Origin of the sequence: Bacillus tuaregi, from assembly GCF_900104575.1 — a bacterium.
In the GTDB taxonomy this organism is placed as follows: domain Bacteria; phylum Bacillota; class Bacilli; order Bacillales; family Cytobacillaceae; genus Bacillus_BD; species Bacillus_BD tuaregi.
The window spans coordinates 2,827,118-2,847,343 of the sequence record NZ_LT629731.1 but is presented as its reverse complement, the minus strand read 5'-3'; the positions used below and the strand labels follow the sequence as shown (position 1 = coordinate 2,847,343).

Sequence of the window (20,226 nt, the reverse complement as noted above, 5' to 3'; positions counted from 1 at the left end):
TATTGAAATAAAAGCTAAAAACCATAAACGGCATGAATACTCGTGCCGTTTATGGTTTTTAATAAAAAAACGGGTACCAAGGTATAAAACAAAAATGGACAAGCACGATTGTGAGGTGATTGGAATGGAAAATGGTAATGTTGTTTCAATTGAAGATCGAATACCGAAATTAAAACAACAACGGAGAAAAAAAGCCAACCGACGCTTAATCCTTTTACTACTGCTATTTTTTATTCTAATCGCATTTATTCTCTATTTTCAATCTCCATTAAGCCACGTTCAACATGTTGTTATTAACGGTAATACAGCTCATTCCGATAAAGAAATCATGGCAATTGCCGAAATCAAAAAGGATACAAATATTTGGAAGGTCCGCCATAACGAAATGGAAGAAAAGCTGAGTGACCTGCCGGAGATGAAAAAGGCGGAGGTGGAAACTAAGCTTCCAAGCTCCATTATCATAACTGTTGAGGAATATAATCGAATATCTTATATCTCGAAAGGAAAATACTTTTTGCCGGTTTTAGAAAACGGCAATATCCTCCATGAGAAAAAAACGACAGACCTACCGTTAAATGCTCCAATTCTATTTAGTTTTTCTGAAGATAAAGCATTAAAGGAAATGATTTTCAGCTTAGAAAAATTACCACCCGAAGTATTGAATTCAATCTCAGAAATTCATTACGACCCAACAGAAGCAGACTCGTTTCATATTTCTCTTTATATGAATGATGGAAATCAAGTAAGTGCAACGATTAGAACCTTTGCGGAAAAAATGTCCCATTACCCTTCAATTATTAGCCAGCTAGACCCGAGCCAAAAAGGTGTGATTAATCTAGAGGTTGGCTCATACTTTAAGGCTTATCAATTGGAAGGAGCTGAGAATGATGAACCAGAGAAGGAGCTTGAAGGGTAGATATGTGATCTTAACGATTGTCTTCCTTGTTTTTGGATTTTTGATTGCATTTTCCTATCATTTAACGGATAAACAAACAAGTAAAACGACGATGACAAGCAGTCAATTCGAACGGGATATGGAGCTTAGAAACGAATTGATAACCCAAGAAGAAAAAAACCTCGAGCTAAAAAAGGAACTTAATCAAAAGCAAGAGCAGGTATTAAAAATAGAAAAGGAATTATCGAATGAAGCAGAAGTTTACTATAATCTAGCAGAGGACATAGAGAAATACCGTATGTACCTTGGTAAGGTTAAAGTAAAAGGAGAGGGTGTCCAAGTAACCTTGGCTGATGGTGATTATAATTTAAATGAGCATAATCCTAATCAATATATTGTCCATGAGCACCACATCTTTAAAGTCATCACGGAACTAAATATTTCTGGAGCCAGTGCAATTGCGATTAATGGTCAGCGGCTTTCCCATGATTCCTATGTTTTATGTAATGGTCCGGTTATAGTGGTAGATGGGAAAAGTCACCCCGCTCCATTTGTTATTACGGCTATTGGAGATGCAGGTACAATGGCAGAGTCATTAAATCTAAAGGGTGGGGTAAAGGATATTCTTGTGAATGAGAATGTACAATTTACATTAGAAAAAAAGGATGAGATAGAAATTAACGCAAAATTAAATAGTTAAAGGCTTGTTCGGGATAAGTAAGGTGGATGGAACATGGGGCAAAAGAGTTATCTTAGTATGACGGGGATTACGTTAATCATCGGTTTTATGCTGGCAGTTCAGTATCACACTGTAAAAGAACCTATTGTTCGCGACACTCGTGATACATCACAGCTGCGAGAGGATTTAGTGAAGGAAAAGGAGCTTAATCTAAGTTTGATTCGTGAAATTCAATCGAATGAAGAAAAGCTTGAAAAATATGAAACAGAGCGCTCACAAAGTAAAGAGCAGATTTTGAATGAAACATTAATGGAATTAAAGTCTGAAGCCGGTTTAACGGAGGTAAAAGGCCCGGGAATTTTGATCAATATCGAACAAATTAATGATGCTTTATTGTTTGGAGAACCGGCACAGTCGATACCTCCCTATTTAATTCAGAGATTAATCAATGAATTAAATCAATATGGTGCCAAGCATATTTCTATTGCAGATCAAAGGTTGGTAAATTCCAGTGTGATTCGTGATATTAACGGACAGACAAAGGTGGATGGCTACAGCCTTCATACTTTACCAATTGAAGTCAAAATAACGGTAGAGAGTCTGGAGGTAGCCGAAAAACTACATAATCGCATGCAGGTTTCATCCTCAGCAGACGATTTTTTCGTTGAGAATTATCAACTTAAGATATCTGAGCCTCATGCAAACCTAATCATACCAGCCTATAAGGACAGTATTAGCATCCGTCAAATGGAGCTGGCTGAGACTGATAAAGGAGGGTAAACATGTGGCTACCCGTTCTCGGACTAATAATAGGATTATTTCTCGGTTCACTTACCGATATTAAAATTCCTGTTGAATATTCTAATTATTTATCGATTGCTGTACTAGCAGCACTAGATACCTTATTTGGGGGAATCAGGGCACATTTGCAAAATATTTATGATGAAAAAGTATTTGTGTCAGGCTTTTTCTTTAATATTATTTTAGCTGCAAGTTTAGCTTTTCTAGGTGTCCATCTTGGTGTAGACTTATATTTAGCAGCAGTTTTTGCATTTGGTGTAAGGCTTTTTCAAAATATTGCTGTTATTCGGAGAATTCTTCTTACAAAGTGGACAGCTAAAAAGGAAAATATGTAAAAAAATTAAAATTTAAAAAGGGAATAATTACATTTTGACGAATAATTTTAAGATATAGGAAAAGCGAACAAAATTACGGTAAATACTGTAGTCTTCTTTTGTAATAAGCATGGAAGAAAGGTTCGAAAATCGTCAAAGGTAGTTGTTTCTTAATTTAGAGACTTGTTGTTCAAACAGTATTTGTAAAGGGAGGTGCCATAGAATGAACAGCAATGAAATTTACGTTAGCCTTGACATCGGTACATCCAGTGTGAAAGTAATCATAGGTGAAATGGTCAACGATGCATTAAATATTATCGGCGTAGGGAATGTTCCCTCTGAAGGATTACGAAAAGGTTCAATTGTTGATATAGATGAAACCGTTCATTCTATTAGGAAAGCAATAGAACAGGCTGAAAGAATGATAGGGATGGATATTCGGCAAGTGATTGTTGGAATTACAGGTAATCATATCATGCTGCAGCCATCACACGGAGTAGTGGCCGTATCGAGTGAAAATAGGGAAATATCGGATGTGGATATCGCTAGAGTTTTAGAGGCGGCACAGGTAGTATCTGTTCCTCCCGAAAGAGAAATTATTGACGTCATACCAAAGCAGTTTATTGTTGATGGCCTGGATGAAATTCATGATCCTCGTGGTATGATTGGTGTCAGACTTGAAGTCGAAGGTACGATTATTACTGGTTCTAAGACCATCCTACATAATATTCTGCGCTGTGTAGAAAAAGCGGGTTTAGAGATTTTAGACATAACTTTACAGCCACTTGCTGCAGGTGCGTTTGCCCTCTCTAAGGATGAAAAAAATCTTGGTGTTGCACTCATTGACATCGGTGGCGGTTCAACAACAATTGCACTATTTGAACAAGGAGGACTACGTGCAACATCTGTTCTTCCTGTTGGTGGAGACCATATTACGAAGGATATTTCAATTGGACTTCGAACTTCCTCTGAAGATGCGGAAAAAGTCAAAATAAAATATGGACATGCCTTTTATGACCACGCTTCCGAGGATGTTGTCTTTAGTGTTCCAATTATTGGCAGTGATCAACAAGAGCAATTTAACCAAGTAGAATTAAGTGATATTATTGAAGCTAGAATGGAAGAAATTTTCGAATTAATCCTAGCGGAAATCCACCGTCTTGGGGTGAGGGATGTACCTGGTGGTTTTGTTTTGACCGGAGGTGTCGCCAATACACCTGGTATTCTTGAGCTGGCACAGGTTGTGTTCGAAAACAGGGTTCGTATTGCAATTCCTGACTATATCGGAGTGAGAGAGCCTCATTTTACGACTGCTGTCGGATTAATAAAGTTTGCTTATAAGAATGCTAAGATTCAAGGTAGACAGATGAGTTCGCCTTCTGTTAACCATGAAGTAAAGGAAAAGCGGCCGGTTAAGCAGACACAGACAAAACCAAAGCAGGAAAAACAACCGGAAGAAAAAGTATCTTCAAAAATGAAGAAGTTTTTTGGTTACTTTTTCGAATAATAATAATGAAATAACAGACTGATATAATGTAGCAATCCGAGTATGCACTGCTAACAGGAATATCGACGAATTAGGAGGATTTGTCATGCTGGAATTTGAATCAAATGTAGAGGCATTAGCAACGATAAAGGTTATTGGTGTTGGCGGTGGTGGAAATAATGCCGTCAACCGTATGATAGAGCATGGTGTTCAAGGCGTTGAATTTATAGCTGTTAATACTGATGCCCAAGCATTAAACCTCTCCAAAGCGGAAGTGAAGATGCAAATTGGTGGTAAGCTAACAAGAGGGCTTGGTGCAGGAGCCAATCCAGAAGTAGGAAAAAAAGCGGCAGAAGAAAGTAAGGAGCAAATTGAAGAAGCCCTAAAGGGTGCCGACATGGTGTTTGTGACTGCTGGTATGGGCGGTGGAACCGGAACAGGTGCAGCCCCTGTTATTGCGCAAATTGCAAGGGATTTGGGAGCACTAACGGTCGGTGTTGTAACGAGACCGTTTACCTTTGAAGGCAGAAAAAGAGCTACACAGGCTACAGGTGGAATCTCCTGTATGAAGGATTCTGTCGATACGTTAATTGTCATCCCAAATGATCGCCTTCTTGAAATTGTAGATAAAAGTACGCCGATGCTTGAGGCATTTAGAGAAGCAGATAATGTGCTTCGTCAAGGGGTTCAAGGTATTTCTGATTTAATTGCAGTACCTGGATTAATTAACCTCGATTTTGCCGATGTAAAAACAATTATGTCAAATAAAGGCTCTGCGTTAATGGGAATCGGTGTAGCATCAGGAGAAAATCGTGCTGCTGAGGCTGCGAAAAAATCGATATCATCACCATTACTGGAAACTTCTATCGATGGGGCACAGGGTGTATTATTAAATATTACTGGCGGTTCAAACTTAAGTCTTTACGAAGTACAGGAAGCAGCTGATATTGTTGCGAGTGCTTCTGACCAAGAAGTAAATATGATTTTTGGTTCGGTAATCAATGATAATTTAAAGGATGAAATTGTTGTGACGGTTATTGCTACTGGTTTTAATGAAGAGGTAATCCAGCCTAAGCCGTTACGCCCTTCTTTTGGTCAGCAGCAAAAGCCTGCTGCAAATCCGGTGAAGAGGGAGCCTAAAAGGGAAGAACCTCCGGTGGAGCAGCCAAGGGTTAGCACACCTCAGCAGGGTGAAGATGTTCTTGATATTCCAACTTTCCTTAGAAATCGTAATCGAAGAAGATAATTAATAAAAAAGCACAGCCATTGGCTGTGCTTTTTTATTTTGCTTAATAATAGATTGGAAGTGTATTGTATTTTGTATGGATAGCTGGGTAGTAGATGATGACAAAAAACGGTTTGAATAGGGAAAATTTCTGCTTTTTTATATCCAGAAAGTGACACACTTCATCAATCAATGTAATGTATACTTTTTTGTAACAGATTAATAGATAGGGAGGAAGGAAGCTGATTGGCGGTTTATTTAGATATTATTTGGTTGTTAAATTTTCTATTTGATAGCCTCCTTCTTTATTTAACTGCGCTGGTATTAAAAAGGGATTTCCGTTACTGGAGAATTTTAGCTGGGGGGATGATTGGTTCTGTCATCATTCTATTATCCATTACTCCTTTGAATACCTATTCTGGGCACCCAATCGTCAAATTATTATTTTCAGTAGTGATGATTCTTACGGTTTTTGGCTATAGGAGATTTAAATATTTTATTAGTGGACTCATGACGTTTTATTTGGCTACCTTTCTTGTTGGCGGTTCATTAATGGGCATACATTATTTTATTCAGTTTGATTTAGATCTTTCGTCGTCCGTATTCATGGCAAGTATAAAGGGTTTTGGTGATCCGATAAGCTGGTTATTTGTAGTCCTGGGCTTTCCGTTGGCATGGCAGTTTTCGAAAAGGAATATGGATCGCATTGAAGTAGCAAAGATTCAACACAACCAGAAGGTCCTGGTGGAGATTGTATTAGGAGGCGAATCATATCGTTTTACAGGACTTGTAGATAGTGGGAATCAACTATATGACCCCATTTCAAAGATGCCAGTCATGTTTGTATCAGTCAAAAAAATAATAGAAGTGCTGCCAAAGGAATTAAAAGAGATTGCGATAGAATCAGAGGAAGTGATCTTGGGAAGCAAACCACTGGCACCGGAATGGGAAAACCGCTTGAGGGTGATTCCATATAAAGTGCTCGGACAGGAACATCAGCTGATTCTTGCGCTGAAGCCGGAGCAAATGGTCATTACACAAAATGGTGAAACCATCCAAGTAGAAAAAGGGCTCATATCCCTTACTATGCAGGAATTATCCTCAGACGACAGCTTTCAATGCATCGTCCACCCAAAAATGCTCAATGGAATAAGAAAAGCGGAGTCGGCTTGACAGGGACGACCGGCATAAGATGGCCCGAGGGTGAGGTAGTACTTAAACCTCATCATCGGGACAGCTTATGACTCGAGTCCCTAGCCGAAGAGCTAGACAAAGAAAAGCGGAGTCGGCTTGACAGGTAATGATTTTATTAATCAACCGCCAAAAGGAGGAAGAAGGATGAAGAAACTTAAACTACGCCTTTCGTATTTTTGGTATAAACTATTGTTCAAATTAGGCTTGAAAGCCGATGAAACCTACTATATTGGCGGTAGTGAAGCGCTGCCTCCTCCCCTTAACAAAGAAGAGGAAGCGTTGCTAATAGAAAAACTCCCGAATGGTGATAAAGCGGCTAGGTCTATTCTGATTGAACGGAACCTGAGATTGGTTGTGTATATTGCCAGAAAATTCGAAAATACAGGCATTAATATTGAGGATTTAATTAGTATTGGGACAATCGGATTGATTAAGGCCGTTAATACCTTTAATCCAGAAAAAAAAATAAAATTGGCTACATATGCATCAAGATGTATTGAAAATGAAATTCTCATGTACTTACGGAGAAATAATAAAATTCGCTCCGAAGTATCTTTTGATGAACCACTAAATATCGATTGGGACGGGAATGAATTACTACTATCTGATGTACTAGGAACTGAGGAGGATATCATTACAAAGGACCTCGAAGCAAGTGTAGATAAAAAACTATTGTTAAAGGCTCTTCATCAGCTTTCGGATCGTGAAAAACAAATAATGGAATTGCGCTTTGGTCTGGGTACAGGCGAGGAAAAAACACAAAAGGATGTAGCTGATATGCTTGGGATATCACAATCTTATATTTCTCGATTAGAAAAGCGAATTATAAAGAGACTCAAAAAAGAGTTCAATAAAATGGTGTAAATAAAAAATTTTTCATAAAGATATATTAGCATAATTCCTGAGGGCAGTTAGGTTTCTTCATTTTCAGCTTCAATTTGCTATTTTTCGAGCGTGCATATTTTTCCTTACAGGGGAGATACTGTTTTTTGTACAGCAACTCCTGTAAGGAGGGAAATGGATTGACTCGAAACAAAGTAGAAATTTGCGGTGTTGATACATCAAAGCTTCCAGTATTGAAGAACGAAGAAATGAGATTGCTTTTTAAGCAAATGCAACAAGAAGGGGACATATCCGCACGGGAAAAACTCGTTAACGGGAACCTGCGCCTCGTATTAAGTGTGATTCAACGATTTAATAACAGGGGCGAGTTTGTTGATGATCTGTTCCAAGTTGGCTGTATTGGACTTATGAAATCAATTGATAATTTTGATTTAAGTCAAAACGTGAAATTTTCCACCTATGCTGTTCCGATGATTATCGGAGAAATCAGACGTTATTTGCGTGATAATAACCCGATACGTGTTTCACGGTCACTCAGGGACATCGCCTATAAGGCACTGCAAGTACGGGAACGATTAATGAGTAAAACATCACGTGAACCTACAGCAGAAGAAATCGCAAAAGAATTGGATGTCCCGCATGAAGAAATTGTCTTTGCTCTTGATGCCATTCAAGATCCGGTATCACTATTTGAACCGATTTATAATGATGGAGGAGACCCCATCTTTGTTATGGATCAGTTGAGTGATGAAAAAAACAAAGACATCAATTGGATTGAAGAAATCGCCCTTAAAGAAGGAATGCGCCGTCTGAATGAACGGGAAAAGCTTATCCTACGGAAACGATTTTTTCAAGGGAAAACGCAAATGGAAGTGGCAGAGGAAATTGGTATTTCTCAGGCGCAGGTTTCAAGACTTGAGAAAGCTGCCATAAAACAAATGAATAAAAATATACAAAGCTAAAGCTGCCGAATAAGGGCGGCTTTTTTAATGGCAAAAAACGTCTTATTTTTGAAGCTTATTAAGTGATTTTTCGGCTACGTCTACACATATACATTATTAAGGCTGATAGTGGGAGTGAAACAGATGGTAAGAATCTCTGATTTCCAGATAAAAGACGTGGTAAATGTAGCGGATGGAAAAAAGCTTGGCAATATTGGGGATATTGAAATCGATGTACAAACAGGAAAAATCGAAGCGATAGTGATTTCCGGCTCAGGTAAGATCCTTGGATTCTTTGGTAAGGATGAGGATATCATAATACCTTGGAAGAATATTTTGAAAATAGGTGAAGATGTCATCTTAGTTCGCTACAAGGAATCTTCGGAATATAAAATCAATGAAGAAGAAACGTAAAGAATGGTTTTTTACTGGGATGCGTTTTCATTGTATGATAGAATAATCTAATAAAAAAAGATGAGGTATCAATATGGATCCTTTTGTTTTAAAAGAAAAAGAGTATTACGTCCTTAATGACTGGGTCCAAAGGTTTCCAAACTTAACGGCTGGCTTTACGACGAAGAATGAGGGGAAAAGTAGCGGTGTCTATCATAGTTTAAATGTCGGTTTTCATGTGAATGATTCTGAACAGGCTGTATATGAGAACCGGCTCCTATTAGCGAATAAACTAGATTACCCTTTAAATACATGGGTCGGTGGAGAGCAAACCCATGACATAAACATTAAAAAAGTCACCGAAGCTAACAAAGGGAAGGGGGCAGCTTCATATGACGATGCGTTTAAGCAAACGGATGGATTTTTCACCTATACACCGGGAATTCTGCTAACCTTATGCTTTGCTGACTGTGTGCCTCTTTACTTCATTCACCCTGATTCAGGAGCAGTCGGTATTGCTCATGCAGGCTGGAAAGGGACTGTTAATGGAATTGCCGAGGAAATGATTTCTGTATTTCGATCTGAAGGTTTGAATTTAAATGACATTTTTGTGGCAATTGGGCCCTCTATATGCGAAAATTGTTATATAGTTGATGATCGTGTTATTAAATTAGTGGAAAATAGACTAGAAGATGTCGAGATAAAACCATATAATTTAATCAGTGGTAATCAATATAAACTAGACTTAAAGGAATGTAATAAAGAGATTCTTTTAAAGGCAGGGCTGCCCAAGAAAAATATTCTCATAACGAAACTTTGTACCAGCTGTCAAAAGGAACAATTTTATTCACATCGTAGAGACCAAGGAAAAACCGGACGAATGATGAGTTTTATCGGCTGGAAGGAGGCAATTCTGTAAGAAATGAAAGTGGCAGATAATTTACAGACAATCAAAGACACGATAGCGAAAGCGTGTGTACAGTCTAACCGAAATCCCGAAGAGATTAGAATCATTGCCGTAACCAAATACGTATCGATTGAACGGGCGAAGGAAGCTTTGGATTCGGGGGTTGTTGATTTAGGTGAAAATCGCGAGGAAGGCTTAACGGCTAAATGGGATGCTTTACAGGACAAGCCTACTTGGCATTTTATCGGATCCCTACAAACGCGGAAAGTTAAAAATATTATCGATAAAGTCGACTATATACATTCACTTGATCGACTATCACTTGCTAAAGAAATCGATAAACGGGCAAATCGAAGGATTAAATGCTTAGTGCAAGTGAATGTATCTGGTGAGGAAACCAAACACGGGGTAGCACCAGAAGAGGTTAGGCCGTTTATCGATGAAATAAAACAATATCCGAATATTGAGGTAGTCGGGTTAATGACGATGGCACCTTATACGGATGATCAAGCATTTTTGCGTGAATGCTTTAAAAAGCTGAAAAGTATTCAATTAAACATCAAACAGTTGAAGCTTGAATATGCACCTTGTACTGAATTATCGATGGGGATGTCAAATGATTATAGAGTAGCCATTGAAGAAGGTGCAACAATGGTTCGCATTGGAACAGCCTTAGTCGGAGAGGAATAGGAGGTTCGAAGAGATGAGCATTAAATCTAAATTTAAAACCTTTTTCTTTTTAGATGATGAATATGCTGATAACGAAGAGGATCAATATGAAGAAGAATATGAACCAGAAAAAAAGCAAAAAACATTCTCAACTCCGCCTAAGCAAAATGTTGTTAGCTTACAAAGCGTACAAAAATCCTCTAAAGTGGTATTGGTTGAACCTCGAGTATATGCAGAAGCACAGGACGTTGCAGATCACCTGAAAAACAGGAAAGCTGTTGTTGTCAATCTACAGCGCATTGATCATGACCAGGCAAGAAGAATTGTCGACTTTCTAAGTGGAACTGTCTATGCAATAGGCGGAGATATACAAAAAATCGGCATGGATATTTTTATTTGTACACCAGATAATGTTGAAGTTTCCGGCAGTATATCTGAATTTCTTCAAGAAAAAGAATTTGAACATTCGAGGTGGTAAAAGCAAATGGGATTTATTATTAGCATAGTGTCAACATTGATTTATTACTATTCCTGGGCATTAATTATTTATATTTTAATGTCATGGTTTCCAAATGCTCGCTCATCTAGTATAGGTCAGTTTTTAGGCCGTATATGTGAGCCATATTTAGAGCCGTTTCGTCGTTTTATTCCATCTATCGGGATGATTGATATTTCACCGATTGTTGCCTTTATGGTATTGAACTTTGCTACAGCAGGCTTAGGACAGCTCGCAAGATGGTTTGCGTAAAGGGATAAGAGTGGTATATAAAGGGGCGCGGTCCCTTTTTTAAAAATTGCATTAATATTAGGTGAATTTCATGTCAATCTATCAGCATTTCCGACCGGAGGAACGAGAATTTATTAATCAGGTGGTCAATTGGAAGTCGTATGTGGAGCAAGCATACGCTCCTAAATTAACGGACTTTCTTGATCCGCGCCAGCAGCAAATTGTGAAGAAAATTGTAGGTCAGCATATGGATGTCAAGTGGGGTTTTTTTGGTGGTTCTGACCATACAGAGCGAAAAAGAGCCCTGCTATTTCCAGACTATTATCAAGCAGAAGACAGTGATTATAAAATTTCATTATATGAAGTGGAATATCCAAGGAAATTTATTAGCATCGCTCATCGGGATTTACTAGGGAGTCTGATGTCACTTGGGTTAAAACGGGAAAAATTTGGAGATATTGTCATCGTTGGGGACCGCCTGCAATTCTATTGTGCTGAAGAGGTCGCAGAATATGTCCGCCTTCAATTACAAACAGTGGGAAGGGCAAATGTACAGTTATCTACACAAGTCTTGTCTGAGGGTATCCTTCCTCAGGATTTGTGGGTTGAAAATGCTGTAACTGTTTCATCGTTAAGGCTTGATGCAGTGATTGCAGCTATTTTTCAACTGTCCAGACAAAAGTCTCAAAGCTTAATAGGCTCAGGACTTGTAAAAGTAAATTGGACAAGCATAGATAATCCTTCATTTGAGTGTGGTGAAGGTGATACGATATCTGTTCGCGGCTACGGTCGTGGTAAGCTATTCTCAATTGAGGGGAAAACGAAGAAGGAGAAATGGCGTATAGCAGTGGGAAGGCAAAAATAATTATTTTTTTGCAGGAATAAAGTCGAATTTGTCGAAAGATAAAAAGGGCAAACGAGAGAAAAAACTTGGGAGGTGGCAGTATGCCATTAACGCCATTGGATATACATAATAAGGAGTTTAGTAAGGGTTTTCGGGGATATGATGAGGATGAAGTAAATGAATTCCTTGACCAGGTAATTAAGGATTATGAAATTGTTCTTCGTGAAAAAAAAGAGCTGGAAGATAAATTAAACGAAATGACTGACAGAATGGGTCATTTTAACTCGCTAGAAGAAACGCTCAATAAATCAATTGTTGTTGCACAGGAAGCTGCTGAGGAAGTAAAACGTAATGCTCAAAAAGAAGCCAAGCTGATTATTAAAGAGGCAGAAAAAAATTCGGACCGCATTGTGAATGAATCCCTGTCTAAGGCAAGAAAAATTGCGCTTGAAATTGAAGAACTGAAAAAGCAATCAAAGGTATTTCGGACCCGATTTAAAATGCTGATTGAAGCACAGCTTGACTTATTAAATAATGACGATTGGGATCATTTGCTCGAGTATGAGCTTGATTCCACAGAGTTAAAATCAACTCAGGAAGAAGATTCCTTAGCTTGACGCGTAACTGGAAAAAAGCATATAATGTCTAATACAATATTCATTTAAACGTTGATAGGGACAGTACAGCTTATCGAAAGCTTATCAAGCGAACCGGGGATGGTGGAAGCCCGGCATAAGCGTTAAGTCTGGAAGATCACCCTTGAGTTCCTTACTGAAACTATAACTCAAGTTAAGCCACCGGCGGGCGAATTTGATTAATGGGATTAAGCTAAGGCGTGTCATTCGCGTTAAGAATGCTTTTGAGCGGATAGAGAGATTTTTTCTATCTACAAGGGTGGTACCGCGGGAAATAAAGCCTTTCTCGTCCCTTTTTGGGATGAGAAGGGCTTTTTTGTTTTTCTTTTTATCGTGATGTAAAGACAGCTTATGAAAATAGCTAATGAATGTAATGGAGGAAGTCAAATGGATTACAAAGATACTTTATTAATGCCAAAAACTGAATTTCCTATGCGAGGCAATCTGCCTAAAAGAGAGCCTGAAATTCAAGAGAAATGGGAAGAAATGGATATTTATCAATTAGTACAGGAAAGAACAAAGGACCGTCCTATGTTCGTACTTCATGATGGACCTCCATATGCCAACGGTGACATTCATATGGGGCACGCATTGAATAAAATTCTAAAGGATTTTATTGTTCGATATAAATCCATGAGTGGCTATAATGCCCCTTATGTGCCTGGCTGGGATACGCATGGTCTTCCTATTGAACAGGCATTGACAAACAAAGGGGTAAAACGGAAAGAAATGTCCGTTGCCGAATTTAGAAAGCTTTGTGAAAAGTATGCTTATGAGCAAATTGAAAACCAACGTAATCAATTCAAGCGTCTAGGTGTTCGTGGTGATTGGGAAAATCCTTATATTACTTTGAAGCCTGCCTATGAGGCACAGCAAATTAAAGTATTCGGTGAAATGGCCAAAAAAGGTTATATTTACAAAGGTAAAAAACCTGTTTATTGGTCCCCTTCAAGTGAATCTGCTCTTGCAGAGGCTGAAATTGAATATCAAGATAAGAAATCACCATCGATTTACGTTGGGTTTCCAGTAAAAGATGGTAAAGATGTATTGGATACAGATGTTAAAATCATTATCTGGACAACAACACCATGGACAATACCGGCTAACCTTGGTATTTCTGTTCATCCTGATTTAACTTATGTTGTTGTAGAAGAAAAAGGACAAAAATATCTTGTTGCAAAGGATCTTCTTGAGGTTGTCACAAGCGAAATCGGCTGGGAAAATCCGGTCACTGTTCTATCCGTTAAGGGAAGTGAGCTTGACCGTATTGTAGCAAAGCACCCAATATACGACCGTGATTCTCTTGTCATGCTTGGTGATCATGTAACGATTGATGCCGGAACAGGCTGTGTTCATACTGCGCCAGGACATGGGGAAGATGACTTTTATGTTGGACAGAAGTATGGTCTAGATGTTCTCTGCCCAGTTGATGATAAAGGGGTTATGACAGAGGAAGCAGAAGGTTTTGCCGGATTATTTTATGATAAAGCGAATAAACCCATAACAGAAAAGCTTGAAGAAGTCGGGGCCCTGTTAAAGCTATCCTTTATCACTCACTCCTATCCGCATGATTGGAGAACGAAAAAACCGGTTATCTACCGTGCAACTGCACAGTGGTTTGCATCTATTAAAGATTTCCGTGATGATTTGCTTGAAGCGATTAAAGAAACAAAATGGGTTCCAGCCTGGGGGGAAACAAGATTATTTAACATGGTTCGCGACCGTGGTGACTGGTGTATTTCTCGTCAGCGTGCATGGGGTGTGCCAATTCCAGTGTTTTATGCTGAAAATGGTGAGCCTGTTATTACGGATGAGACAATTGAACATGTATCAAACCTATTCCGCGAGTATGGATCAAATGTTTGGTTTGAACGAGAAGCAAAGGATCTTCTGCCTGAAGGATTTAAGCACGAGGGTAGTCCTAACGGTACCTTTACAAAGGAAACAGACATTATGGATGTTTGGTTCGATTCTGGTTCTTCCCACCAAGCAGTGTTAGTAGAACGTGATGACCTACAGCGCCCAGCGGACCTTTACTTAGAAGGCTCTGACCAATATCGCGGCTGGTTTAACTCATCCTTGTCTACCGGTGTAGCGGTAACAGGAAAAGCACCATATAAAGGTGTATTAAGTCATGGATTTGCACTCGATGGTGAGGGCAGAAAAATGAGTAAATCGGTTGGGAATGTAGTAATCCCTGCAAAGGTGATGAATCAATTAGGTGCAGACATTCTTCGACTTTGGGTCGCTTCAGTTGATTATCAAGCAGATGTTCGTGTATCTGATGCAATATTAAAGCAAGTGGCAGAGGTATACCGTAAAATTCGTAATACTTTCCGCTTTTTACTTGGAAACCTTGATGATTTTAATCCGACTAAGGATGCGATTCCGTATGAAAAGCTACGTGAAGTAGATCAATTCATGCTAGTTAAATTAAATGAGTTAATCAAACAGGTTCGTAACAGCTATGAAAATTATGAATTTGCAAGTATTTATCATGCAGTTAATAATTTCTGTACGCTTGACTTGAGTTCCTTCTATCTTGATTTTGCAAAGGATGTCCTATATATCGAAGCAAGTGATCAATATGACCGTCGTGCCATTCAAACCGTCTTATATGAAAGCTTACTATCTCTAACCAAATTAGTTGCACCAATTCTCTCCCATACAGCTGATGAGGTATGGAATTTTATTCCAGAAGTAGAAGAGGTAAGTGTGCAATTAACCGATATTCCTGAAGCACAAGAACTGGCGGGAGCAGAACAATTATTGGCTAAATGGTCTAAGTTCATGAATCTTCGTGATGATGTGTTAAAAGCACTGGAAGAGGCACGTAATCAGAAAGTGATAGGGAAATCCTTAACAGCAAAAGTAACGTTGTATGTAAGAGACGATACAAAGAATCTTTTAGATTCAATCCAAGAGAATTTACAGCAGCTCTTTATTGTATCCGGCTTTGAGGTAGTTGATGGCTATGACAAAGCTCCAGAGGAAGCTTTAAAGCTTGAGCACGGAGCAATCGTCATTTCAAAAGCAGAAGGTGAGACCTGTGACCGCTGCTGGACAGTAACACCAAATGTTGGTGAGAGAGAAAACCATCCAACCCTTTGCCCACGCTGTGCAGATGTTGTGCAGAAGAATTACAGTCATTTAGTGTAATCATATGTTGCAAAAAGGCAGATTTTATATATCTGCCTTTTTGTGTTAATCGATTTGAAAATCTATTTTAAATAAACTGAGGTAGCGTTTAACTTCATTCAGCAGAAGTCCTCCACCTCTACAAGTGAGGGATGAATGCAAATGGTACTTTGATTCAGTCGGGGTTCAAACCCCGGCTGAATGAAGTTAAGCCTCCGGCGGATGTCACGGATTTTTTAAAGGTAGTTTATCGAGCGACTCGATAAAAATCCGGACGCAAATTCGACGGGCGAATTTGATTAATTAGATAAAATATTCCACCTTCGTTAATTGTTGTTCACCTTGACAAATGTTTTCCCGTGTTTATTGGTACAAGCGGGAAATGATAATTGGTACAACAAGAACGGAGGGAAGGACATGGATCTAACCACAAATCATATCTATTCAGATCTCCGTAAAACAAAAGAAGAATTAGTTCAGCGGTTGGATAAGGAATGCTGCTCTCCGCTAGCGAAGCCTTATATTGAAGCTGAACTAAAAGATATTGAAACAGCTTTAAAGAAAATCGAAACAGGTACGTTTGGAACATGTGAGGTTTCGGGAGAGCTTATGCCACTGGAGCTATTACAGATCATTCCAACATTGAAGTCAATAGAAGACTGCAAAACGGTTAATTATGTTATAAGCAAGCATTAAGTTTCTCAGAAATGGCAAAGATTATGTGTAGGAGTCAAAATCAGTAAAGCTCCTACTGTCGTTTTACTTTTTGTTATGCTAAAATGCAAAGGAGAAATCTTATCTTCTGGAGGGTACCTTTGTGTTTTATTACATAATAGCTTTACTGGCCATTATTGTTGATCAATGGACAAAATGGCTTATTGTAAAAAATATGGAATTAGGAGAACGCATAACCGTTGTAGAGAACTTTTTGTACATAACCTCTCATCGCAACCGCGGCGCTGCTTGGGGAATATTACAAGGACAGATGTGGTTCTTCTATGTGATTACAGTCGTTGTCATTATTGCAATTATTTATTATCTGAAAAAATCTGAAATGGAAAGTCCACTTTTTAAATTTTCGCTTGCTTTAATGCTGGGAGGGGCGATCGGTAACTTTATTGATCGTGTATTCCGTCAAGAAGTTGTAGACTTCATCCATACGTATCCTTTCGGCTATAATTTTCCGATTTTTAATGTTGCAGATTCCGCACTTGTCATAGGAGTAGCTATCTTAATCATATATATGCTGCTAGAAGAGAAAAAGGATAAGGAGAAAGCTAATGGAGAAAGTGGAACACACCGTTCTTGAACATGAAAAGCAGGAACGAATTGATAAAGTCATTACCAGTCTCGAGCCGGATTGGTCACGCACACAGGTTCAGCAATGGATTAAAGACGGATTGGTATTAGTTAATCATAAACCAATAAAAACGAACTATAAATGTAATGTAGAGGATCAAATTGAGATTTCTATTCCAGACCCAGAAATCCTCGATGTTATTCCAGAAGAGATGAATCTCGATATTTACTACGAGGACAGTGATGTTATTGTGGTAAATAAGCCAAAAGGGATGGTTGTGCATCCTGCCGCTGGTCATACTGCCGGAACGCTTGTGAATGGATTAATGGCTCATTGTAAGGATTTATCGGGTATTAATGGAGTTCTGCGTCCCGGAATTGTACATCGGATTGATAAGGATACCTCTGGGTTATTAATGGTCGCGAAAAATGACAAAGCACATGAACACTTAGTAAATCAACTTGTTGAAAAAACAGTGACGAGAAAATATAAAGCATTAGTACACGGAAATATCAGTCATGATTATGGTACAATTGATGCTCCAATTGGCAGAGACCAAAAGGATCGTCAAAGTATGACGGTGGTTGAAAACGGCAAGCATGCTGTTACACATTTTCAAGTTCAAGAACGGTTTCAAGACTTCACCTTTGTTGAATGCCGTCTTGAAACCGGTAGGACTCATCAAATACGGGTACATATGAAATATATAGGTTTTCCGCTTGCAGGCGACCCGAAGTATGGTCCACGTAAGACATTGGATATTAACGGGCAGGCATTACATGCGGCAGTACTTGGTTTTACACACCCTCGAACAGAAGAGTACCTAGAATTTGAAGCCCCGCTTCCACGGGAATACGAGGTGCTGCTAGAAAAGCTACGCAAAAATTAATTGACAAAATTCTACACGTGCATTAAACTTATTTTAGTTAAATAAGTCCTTTAAATCGGTCCTGTGAGGCTGAGAAGGAAACGGATAAGTGATTGGGTGCATTGTGCCCAATCCCGCAGCATGTCATTCGTTTACCCTCTTGCCGATCGGCAAGAGGGTTTTTATCTTCTCATAGGATAGTCGTTTGATTAAACAGCCAGAATAACAAGTTAGACGTTTTTATGAAAGGGTGGGTCACAGATGACGCAAAAAGCAATCGTTCTCGATGAGCAGGCGATACGCAGAGCTTTAACAAGAATAGCGCATGAAATTATTGAGAAAAATAAAGGAATCGATAACCTGCTACTCGTGGGGATTCGGACACGAGGGATTTTTATCGCCAACCGTCTCGCTGAAAGAATTAATCAAATTGAAGGCAGGAACATTCCTGTTGGTGAGGTAGATATCACTCTATACCGGGATGATTTAACAACTAAAACGGTTGACCGCGAACCACTTGTGAAAGGCTTACACATTGAGAAAGAAATTCAGGATCAAACCGTTATACTTGTAGATGATGTTCTTTATACAGGTCGAACAGTCCGTGCTGCAATGGATGCCATTGTTGATTTTGGACGTCCAGGTTCCATTCAACTTGCGGTCTTAGTGGATAGAGGACATCGTGAATTACCAATAAGAGCTGATTATGTTGGAAAAAATATTCCGACTTCTAGCTCAGAAAAAATTGTTGTGGAGCTAAACGAGGTTGATCAATTAGATCAAGTAAGTATATATGAAAAATAATACCCCTTTTAAAAGCAGCACTGAGAGGCTGACAAAGGGATGGAATAAAGACCTGTCTTTAGTCTGCCCTTATCTACCCTCTTTGTGTATTAAGCAAGAGGGTTTTTACGTAAGTTAATCAGATGGAGGAACAGCTATGAATAAACCCGTATTGGATATAAAAGATATTCCATCACCACTACATTGGGTGACTTTAAGTTTGCAGCACTTGTTTGCCATGTTTGGAGCCACTGTATTAGTACCAGTTTTAGTTGATTTAAGCCCGGCAATCGCCCTAATATCAAGTGGCCTCGGAACACTTGCCTTTCTTGTGATAACGAAATGGCAGGTTCCAGCCTACCTAGGATCTTCCTTTGCCTTTATTGCACCAATTATTGCAGCAAATGCCAGCGGAGGAGGAGTTGGTGCAGCGATGATTGGCAGTTTCATTGTCGGACTTGTTTATGGTCTTGTTGCCCTGATTATTAAAAAAGCGGGGTACCGTTGGATTATGAAGCTCCTGCCACCAATTGTTGTGGGTCCAGTTATTATGGTAATTGGCTTATCTTTAGCAGGTACTGCGGTTGGAATGGCCATGAACGAACCGGTAACGGGAGAGTATGATTTACTATACTTTTCGGTTGGCCTTATTACATTGGCTGCAACCATTTTCTTTTCTATCTTTTTTAAAGGCTTTTTGGGGATGGTTTCCATTCTTGCTGGAATAATTGTCGGTTATATTTATTCACTTCTAATCGGTATTGTCGATTTTAGCCCAGTAATGGAAGCGAAATGGTTTGAATGGCCTCCATTTATTGTTCCATTTGTTCATTACGACGTTAAGGTAACCCTAGATATTATTCTCCTGATGGTGCCGATTGCCGTTGTGACCATTTCAGAACATATCGGACATCAACTGGTGTTAAGTAAAGTAGTAGGTCGTGACTATATTAAGGAGCCTGGCTTACACCGATCGATTCTTGGAGATGGTACTGCCACGATTATTTCCGCCTTGATCGGGGGACCTCCCAAAACCACATATGGGGAAAATATTGGTGTTTTAGCTTTAACTAAGGTATACAGTGTGTACGTGATTGCGGGGGCTGCGGTGATTGCGACAGTGTTCGGTTTTATCGGGAAAGTTTCTGCCCTGATTAATACGATACCGCAGGCTGTCATGGGTGGAGTTTCAATTCTGTTATTTGGCATCATTGCTTCTTCAGGCTTAAGAATGCTTGTAGATAATAAAATTGATTTTGGCAGTAACCGAAACCTTGCCATTTCCTCTGTTATATTAGTTCTTGGAATCGGGGGAGCATTAATAAAGGTGTCTGACCAATTTCAGCTTCAAGGGATGGCCTTTGCTGCCATCATAGGTGTCATACTTAACCTCATTCTGCCTGGTAGAGAGGATGTAAAAGAAGATATGTTTGAATCCCATTAAACACAACCAATACAAATTTTTACAAGGCGGCACAAAATGAGATTACACAGAGTTTTGCCTGCCGCCTCTAATAGAAAATACATGTACCGTGTAAATATTTGAAAATGGGTCCGGTGTAAATTATCTGACTATATGAAATA

General features: G+C 39.1%; 22 protein-coding genes and 1 other annotated feature. All 22 genes read left to right on the top strand.

Annotation, left to right across the window (positions count from 1 at the left end):
* Positions 1-124: 124 nt before the first annotated feature.
* Entirely contained in the window at positions 125-916 is a 792-nt protein-coding gene (locus tag BQ5321_RS15945) for a cell division protein FtsQ/DivIB (RefSeq protein WP_071395424.1), read from the top strand.
* Positions 888-1,595 (top strand): DUF881 domain-containing protein, encoded by a 708-nt coding sequence (locus BQ5321_RS15940; RefSeq protein ID WP_071395423.1) that lies wholly within the window; start codon positions 888-890, stop codon positions 1,593-1,595. The genes BQ5321_RS15945 and BQ5321_RS15940 overlap by 29 nt, the downstream gene beginning before the upstream one ends.
* A 33-nt stretch (positions 1,596-1,628) precedes the next feature.
* Positions 1,629-2,354 (top strand): DUF881 domain-containing protein, encoded by a 726-nt coding sequence (locus BQ5321_RS15935; protein ID WP_071395422.1) that lies wholly within the window; start codon positions 1,629-1,631, stop codon positions 2,352-2,354.
* Between the two features lie 2 nt (positions 2,355-2,356).
* Positions 2,357-2,710 carry a small basic family protein gene (locus BQ5321_RS15930; RefSeq protein ID WP_071395421.1) on the top strand — a complete coding sequence of 118 codons (354 nt, stop codon included), beginning with the start codon at positions 2,357-2,359 and terminating at the stop codon, positions 2,708-2,710.
* A 202-nt stretch (positions 2,711-2,912) separates the two neighbouring features.
* A complete protein-coding gene (ftsA, locus tag BQ5321_RS15925) occupies positions 2,913-4,196 on the top strand; it encodes a cell division protein FtsA (protein WP_071395420.1) in 1,284 nt (427 codons plus the stop codon).
* Positions 4,197-4,281: 85 nt separating this feature from the next.
* The gene (gene ftsZ / locus BQ5321_RS15920) at positions 4,282-5,421 is read left to right on the top strand and encodes a cell division protein FtsZ (protein WP_071395419.1); all 1,140 of its coding nucleotides are present in this window, start codon (positions 4,282-4,284) and stop codon (positions 5,419-5,421) included.
* A 225-nt stretch (positions 5,422-5,646) separates the two neighbouring features.
* A complete protein-coding gene (gene spoIIGA / locus BQ5321_RS15915; protein ID WP_071395418.1) occupies positions 5,647-6,573 on the top strand; it encodes a sigma-E processing peptidase SpoIIGA in 927 nt (308 codons plus the stop codon).
* Between the two features lie 165 nt (positions 6,574-6,738).
* A complete protein-coding gene (sigE, locus tag BQ5321_RS15910; protein WP_071395417.1) occupies positions 6,739-7,458 on the top strand; it encodes an RNA polymerase sporulation sigma factor SigE in 720 nt (239 codons plus the stop codon).
* Positions 7,459-7,616: 158 nt separating this feature from the next.
* Positions 7,617-8,399, top strand: a complete 783-nt coding sequence (gene sigG, locus BQ5321_RS15905; RefSeq protein WP_071395416.1) for an RNA polymerase sporulation sigma factor SigG — start codon at positions 7,617-7,619, stop codon at positions 8,397-8,399.
* Positions 8,400-8,522: 123 nt separating this feature from the next.
* Positions 8,523-8,792 carry a YlmC/YmxH family sporulation protein gene (locus BQ5321_RS15900; protein ID WP_071395415.1) on the top strand — a complete coding sequence of 90 codons (270 nt, stop codon included), beginning with the start codon at positions 8,523-8,525 and terminating at the stop codon, positions 8,790-8,792.
* A gap of 73 nt (positions 8,793-8,865) precedes the next feature.
* The gene (gene pgeF, locus BQ5321_RS15895; RefSeq protein ID WP_071395414.1) at positions 8,866-9,690 is read left to right on the top strand and encodes a peptidoglycan editing factor PgeF; all 825 of its coding nucleotides are present in this window, start codon (positions 8,866-8,868) and stop codon (positions 9,688-9,690) included.
* A gap of 3 nt (positions 9,691-9,693) precedes the next feature.
* Positions 9,694-10,368 carry a YggS family pyridoxal phosphate-dependent enzyme gene (locus tag BQ5321_RS15890; protein WP_071395413.1) on the top strand — a complete coding sequence of 225 codons (675 nt, stop codon included), beginning with the start codon at positions 9,694-9,696 and terminating at the stop codon, positions 10,366-10,368.
* Between the two features lie 13 nt (positions 10,369-10,381).
* Entirely contained in the window at positions 10,382-10,825 is a 444-nt protein-coding gene (locus BQ5321_RS15885; protein ID WP_071395412.1) for a cell division protein SepF, read from the top strand.
* A 6-nt stretch (positions 10,826-10,831) separates the two neighbouring features.
* The gene (locus tag BQ5321_RS15880; RefSeq protein WP_071395411.1) at positions 10,832-11,095 is read left to right on the top strand and encodes a YggT family protein; all 264 of its coding nucleotides are present in this window, start codon (positions 10,832-10,834) and stop codon (positions 11,093-11,095) included.
* A gap of 70 nt (positions 11,096-11,165) precedes the next feature.
* On the top strand, positions 11,166-11,939 hold the full coding sequence (locus BQ5321_RS15875; protein ID WP_071395410.1) for a YlmH family RNA-binding protein: 774 nt from the start codon (positions 11,166-11,168) through the stop codon (positions 11,937-11,939).
* A gap of 80 nt (positions 11,940-12,019) precedes the next feature.
* Positions 12,020-12,535 (top strand): DivIVA domain-containing protein, encoded by a 516-nt coding sequence (locus BQ5321_RS15870; RefSeq protein ID WP_071395409.1) that lies wholly within the window; start codon positions 12,020-12,022, stop codon positions 12,533-12,535.
* Positions 12,536-12,577: 42 nt separating this feature from the next.
* Positions 12,578-12,850, top strand: a binding site (T-box leader).
* Positions 12,851-12,940: 90 nt separating this feature from the next.
* A complete protein-coding gene (ileS, locus tag BQ5321_RS15865) occupies positions 12,941-15,712 on the top strand; it encodes an isoleucine--tRNA ligase (RefSeq protein WP_071395408.1) in 2,772 nt (923 codons plus the stop codon).
* Between the two features lie 396 nt (positions 15,713-16,108).
* Positions 16,109-16,387: a TraR/DksA family transcriptional regulator gene (locus BQ5321_RS15860; RefSeq protein ID WP_071395407.1), complete on the top strand. Its 279-nt coding sequence runs from the start codon at positions 16,109-16,111 to the stop codon at positions 16,385-16,387.
* Positions 16,388-16,508: 121 nt separating this feature from the next.
* Positions 16,509-17,000: a signal peptidase II gene (lspA, locus tag BQ5321_RS15855; RefSeq protein WP_071395406.1), complete on the top strand. Its 492-nt coding sequence runs from the start codon at positions 16,509-16,511 to the stop codon at positions 16,998-17,000.
* Positions 16,972-17,880 carry an RluA family pseudouridine synthase gene (locus BQ5321_RS15850; RefSeq protein ID WP_071395405.1) on the top strand — a complete coding sequence of 303 codons (909 nt, stop codon included), beginning with the start codon at positions 16,972-16,974 and terminating at the stop codon, positions 17,878-17,880. Before lspA ends, BQ5321_RS15850 begins: the two co-directional genes overlap by 29 nt.
* Before the next feature lie 240 nt (positions 17,881-18,120).
* On the top strand, positions 18,121-18,663 hold the full coding sequence (gene pyrR, locus BQ5321_RS15845) for a bifunctional pyr operon transcriptional regulator/uracil phosphoribosyltransferase PyrR (protein WP_071395404.1): 543 nt from the start codon (positions 18,121-18,123) through the stop codon (positions 18,661-18,663).
* 136 nt (positions 18,664-18,799) lie between these two features.
* Positions 18,800-20,086 (top strand): solute carrier family 23 protein, encoded by a 1,287-nt coding sequence (locus BQ5321_RS15840; RefSeq protein WP_071395403.1) that lies wholly within the window; start codon positions 18,800-18,802, stop codon positions 20,084-20,086.
* The last annotated feature ends 140 nt before the right edge of the window (positions 20,087-20,226 follow it).

What these genes read in the sequence shown, in the direction of transcription:
- BQ5321_RS15900 (WP_071395415.1), top strand. Translation starts at nt 8,523, where the DNA reads ATGGTAAGAATCTCTGATTTCCAGATAAAAGACGTGGTAAATGTAGCG.
- BQ5321_RS15860 (WP_071395407.1), top strand. Translation starts at nt 16,109, where the DNA reads ATGGATCTAACCACAAATCATATCTATTCAGATCTCCGTAAAACAAAA.
- BQ5321_RS15885 (WP_071395412.1), top strand. Translation starts at nt 10,382, where the DNA reads ATGAGCATTAAATCTAAATTTAAAACCTTTTTCTTTTTAGATGATGAA.
- ftsZ (WP_071395419.1), top strand. Translation starts at nt 4,282, where the DNA reads ATGCTGGAATTTGAATCAAATGTAGAGGCATTAGCAACGATAAAGGTT.
- BQ5321_RS15945 (WP_071395424.1), top strand. Translation starts at nt 125, where the DNA reads ATGGAAAATGGTAATGTTGTTTCAATTGAAGATCGAATACCGAAATTA.
- BQ5321_RS15850 (WP_071395405.1), top strand. Translation starts at nt 16,972, where the DNA reads ATGGAGAAAGTGGAACACACCGTTCTTGAACATGAAAAGCAGGAACGA.
- BQ5321_RS15875 (WP_071395410.1), top strand. Translation starts at nt 11,166, where the DNA reads ATGTCAATCTATCAGCATTTCCGACCGGAGGAACGAGAATTTATTAAT.
- BQ5321_RS15840 (WP_071395403.1), top strand. Translation starts at nt 18,800, where the DNA reads ATGAATAAACCCGTATTGGATATAAAAGATATTCCATCACCACTACAT.
- BQ5321_RS15870 (WP_071395409.1), top strand. Translation starts at nt 12,020, where the DNA reads ATGCCATTAACGCCATTGGATATACATAATAAGGAGTTTAGTAAGGGT.
- ftsA (WP_071395420.1), top strand. Translation starts at nt 2,913, where the DNA reads ATGAACAGCAATGAAATTTACGTTAGCCTTGACATCGGTACATCCAGT.
- sigE (WP_071395417.1), top strand. Translation starts at nt 6,739, where the DNA reads ATGAAGAAACTTAAACTACGCCTTTCGTATTTTTGGTATAAACTATTG.
- pgeF (WP_071395414.1), top strand. Translation starts at nt 8,866, where the DNA reads ATGGATCCTTTTGTTTTAAAAGAAAAAGAGTATTACGTCCTTAATGAC.
- BQ5321_RS15930 (WP_071395421.1), top strand. Translation starts at nt 2,357, where the DNA reads ATGTGGCTACCCGTTCTCGGACTAATAATAGGATTATTTCTCGGTTCA.
- ileS (WP_071395408.1), top strand. Translation starts at nt 12,941, where the DNA reads ATGGATTACAAAGATACTTTATTAATGCCAAAAACTGAATTTCCTATG.
- BQ5321_RS15940 (WP_071395423.1), top strand. Translation starts at nt 888, where the DNA reads ATGAACCAGAGAAGGAGCTTGAAGGGTAGATATGTGATCTTAACGATT.
- BQ5321_RS15935 (WP_071395422.1), top strand. Translation starts at nt 1,629, where the DNA reads ATGGGGCAAAAGAGTTATCTTAGTATGACGGGGATTACGTTAATCATC.
- BQ5321_RS15880 (WP_071395411.1), top strand. Translation starts at nt 10,832, where the DNA reads ATGGGATTTATTATTAGCATAGTGTCAACATTGATTTATTACTATTCC.
- pyrR (WP_071395404.1), top strand. Translation starts at nt 18,121, where the DNA reads ATGACGCAAAAAGCAATCGTTCTCGATGAGCAGGCGATACGCAGAGCT.
- BQ5321_RS15890 (WP_071395413.1), top strand. Translation starts at nt 9,694, where the DNA reads ATGAAAGTGGCAGATAATTTACAGACAATCAAAGACACGATAGCGAAA.